Origin of the sequence: Nostoc sp. 2RC, assembly GCF_014222165.1 — a bacterium.
GTDB lineage: Bacteria > Cyanobacteriota > Cyanobacteriia > Cyanobacteriales > Nostocaceae > Nostoc > Nostoc linckia.
The window spans coordinates 1-3,287 of the sequence record NZ_JACKZU010000568.1; the positions used below are offsets into that span (position 1 = coordinate 1).

Below are 3,287 nucleotides of genomic sequence, written 5' to 3' on the forward strand. Positions count from 1 at the left end.
ATCAAATCCAAGTCGCCATCGCCATCAATATCGGCTAAGGTGGGGGTGCTGGAATCCTGGACATTAATGCTATTGAAGGGGTTAGCTGTGCCGATTTGCTGTGTGTAGATTGGGTTGGTGGCAGTGCCTGTATTCTTGTAGTACTTGAGCGTGCCGTCATTTACCCCAACGATCGCATCAACATCGCCATCGCCATCGATGTCGGCAAAGGTAGGGGCGCTGTAATTCCCCACATTAATGCCATTGAAGGGGTTGGCTGTGCCCGTGGTGGCAACAAATATAAACGGCTTTGGTGGCGTGTCATTCTTGTAATACTTGAGAGTGCCGTTCCGTTCTCCAACGATCGCATCAACATCGCCATCGCCATCAATGTCGGCAAAGGTTGGGGCGCTGGAATACCCCACATCAATGCCACTGAAAAGGTTGGCTGTACCTGAAATTGCTCTGTAAACCGGGTTGATGGCTGTGCCTGTGTTCTTGTAATACTTAAGGGTGCCGTTCCGTTCCCCAACGATTAGATCCAGGTCACCATCGCCATCAACGTTGGCAAAAATGAGTTTGCTCAAAGACCCCACATCAATGCTATTGAAAGGGTTGGCTGTGACTGTTTGCGCTGTGTAGACTGGGTTGGTGGCTGTGCCTGTGTTCTTATAATACTTGAGCGTGCCGTCATTTACCCCAACGATCGCATCAACATCGCCATCGCCATCGATGTCGGCTAAGGTGGGCGCGCTGTAAGACCCCACATCAATGCCATTGAAGGGGTTGGCTGTGACTGTTTGCGCTGTGTAAACTGGGTTGGTGGCTGTGCCTGTGTTCTTATAATACTTGAGCGTGCCGTCATCTACCCCAACGATCAAATCATTGTCGCCATCGCCATCGATGTCGGCTAAGGTGGGTGCGCTGTAAGACCCAAAATTAATGTTATTGAAAGGGTTGTTGCTACCTGTTTGTGCATTAAAAGTGGCTATTGCGTTTTCCTCATCATTCACACCAGTAATTGTGACGACAATATCAAGGCTTGCAGTACCATCAACAGATTGCACAGTGAAGGTTTCGGTTTTGGTCGCGCCAGCACCTAAGAATTCCACCGCACTGTTAGCAACAGTGTAATTCCAACTGCCAGTATCGGTGATGCTGAGACTACCCAGGTTATTTGTGCCTGTGACGTTAGTGTTAAATTTGTTTTCGCCAGCATCGACATCATTAACAGTTAATGCACCCGTGGCTGTGAGGTTGGGTGTGCTTGTATCTTCGGTGAATGCGCCTGTGGCTATACCTGTGATGCTAGCGGTATCATTCACCCCAGTAATTGTGATGACGATATCTTTGGCAGTGCCATCAACAGATTTCACGGTGAAGGTTTCGGTTTTGGTCACGCCAGCACCTAAGAATTGCACCGCACTGTTGGCAACAGTGTAATTCCAACTGCCAGCACTGGTGATGGTGAGACTGCCGAGATTGCCACTAGCGGAGGTGACAGTGGTGTTGAATGTGTTCTGCCCAGCATCAACATCAGCCACAGTTAATGCACCCGTGGCTGTGAGGTTGGGTGTACTGGCATCTTCGGTGACTGCTGCTGTGGCTGTACCTGCGATGGTAGCAGCATCATTTACCCCGGTAATCGTAATGGTGGCAGTGGCGCTGGCAGTACCACCGTTACCATCGCTAATGGTATAGTTGAAAGATGTGCTGGCAGTGGCTCCTTGAGGTAAATAATCGTAGCCATCTGTCAGGGCAGCAGTGCCATTGGTGGGGTCAAAGGTAAAACTGCCGTTACCATTCACCGTGAGTTTACCATTCCCCAAGTTAATTTGAGTACCGACATTAGCAGCATTGCCGTTGACCTGAGTCACTGTCAGGGTATTGTTATCAGGGTCGCTGTCATTGCTGCGGACATTGCCGTTGAGGGTGGTGTTTTCGTTGGTGCTAAATGCATCGTTGACGGCAATGGGGGGGGTGTTGGGGACGTTCTCGAAGAACAATGTATTGCCCTGACTATTGCCCACAAAAGCATCCAGGTCGCCATCGCCATTGATATCGGCAAAGGTGGGTGCGGCAAACAACCCCACATTATTCAGACCGAAGGGGTTGCTGCTGGCGGCGGCAAACTTGGGATTGCTTGCAGTGCCTGTATTGCGGTAGAACAATGTATTGCCGTCTCTATTGCCCACAAAAGCATCCAGGTCGCCATCGCCATCGATATCGGCAAAGGTGGGTGCGGCATAAAACCCTACATCAGTCAGACCGAAGGGGTTGCTGCTGGGGGCGGCAAACTTGGGATTGGTGGCAGTGCCTGTATTGCGGTAGAACAATGTATTGCCCCCTTCATTGCCCACAAAAGCATCCAGGTCGCCATCGCCATCGATATCGGCAAAGGTGGGTGCGGCAGAAAACCCCACATCAGTCAGACCGAAGGGGTTGGTGCTGGGGGCGGCAAACTTGGGATTGCTGGCAGTGCCTGTATTGCGGTAGAACAATGTATTGCCCTGACTATTGCCCACAAAAGCATCCTTGTCGCCATCGCCATCGATATCGGCAAAGGTGGGGGTGGCAAAATACCCCACATCAGTCAGACCGAAGGGGTTGGTGCTGGGGGCGGCAAACTTGGGATTGCTGGCAGTGCCTGTATTGCGGTAGAACAATGTATTGCCCTGATCATTGCCCACAAAAGCATCCTTGTCGCCATCGCCATCGATATCGGCAAAGGTGGGCTTGGCATAAAACCCCACATTACTCAGACCAAAGGGGTTGGTAATAATGTTTAAAAATCTTGGCTCAGTCATTTTGGTTTACTCCGTATTTGAGAGAACTTTTGCGATCGCTCTTTGCAAGAGGTGGGATCGCACAGGTTTTGAATGAGGCGATCGCACAGGTTTTGAATGAGGCGATCGCACAGGTTTTGAATGAGGCGATCGCACAGGTTTTGAATGAGGCGATCGCACAGGTTTTGAATTAAGCGATCGCTTGTTCCATCTGCCCCAACCCCTGGAAGGCATTACCCAACTGGTTGTAAGCGGCGATGTAATCCGGTTGCAGGCGAATCGCTTCCCTAAAGCTGGCGATCGCCCTTTGTAAATCCCCCTGCTGCACTGACTGTTTCCCCTGCTCAAATAAGGAACGGGCGGATGTCGTCAGGAATTTGTGCATTGCCTTTGGCGGGCGTAGCGATCGCTTTGTTGATAGATTTCCTTTGGTTTGAGTAAATTTTCAAAGCGCCAAATTTGATAACGCGTGCTAGTATATATACTGTTGTTGACTGCATACATGCCCATTGGTTTATCAAA

3 protein-coding genes are annotated in these 3,287 nt (G+C 50.3%); 1 reads left to right on the top strand and 2 read right to left on the bottom strand.

The genetic code is table 11. The features are described from left to right. On the bottom strand, positions 1-2,786 hold a 2,786-nt coding region (locus GNE10_RS33210), incomplete at its 3' end, for a VCBS domain-containing protein (RefSeq protein WP_185570313.1). On the opposite strand from GNE10_RS33210, the gene GNE10_RS33215 reads away from it, so the two are divergent. Further along, positions 2,774-2,959, top strand: coding sequence for a hypothetical protein (locus tag GNE10_RS33215; RefSeq protein ID WP_185570314.1), 186 nt, complete (start codon positions 2,774-2,776; stop codon positions 2,957-2,959). The two genes, GNE10_RS33210 and GNE10_RS33215, sit on opposite strands and share 13 nt — an antisense overlap. On the opposite strand, the gene GNE10_RS33220 is transcribed toward GNE10_RS33215, so the two are convergent. Next, the gene (locus GNE10_RS33220; RefSeq protein WP_185570315.1) at positions 2,956-3,150 is read right to left on the bottom strand and encodes a tetratricopeptide repeat protein; all 195 of its coding nucleotides are present in this window, start codon (positions 3,148-3,150) and stop codon (positions 2,956-2,958) included. The two genes, GNE10_RS33215 and GNE10_RS33220, sit on opposite strands and share 4 nt — an antisense overlap. Positions 3,151-3,287 lie beyond the last annotated feature (137 nt).

What these genes read in the sequence shown, in the direction of transcription:
- GNE10_RS33220 (WP_185570315.1), bottom strand. Translation starts at nt 3,150, where the DNA reads ATGCACAAATTCCTGACGACATCCGCCCGTTCCTTATTTGAGCAGGGG.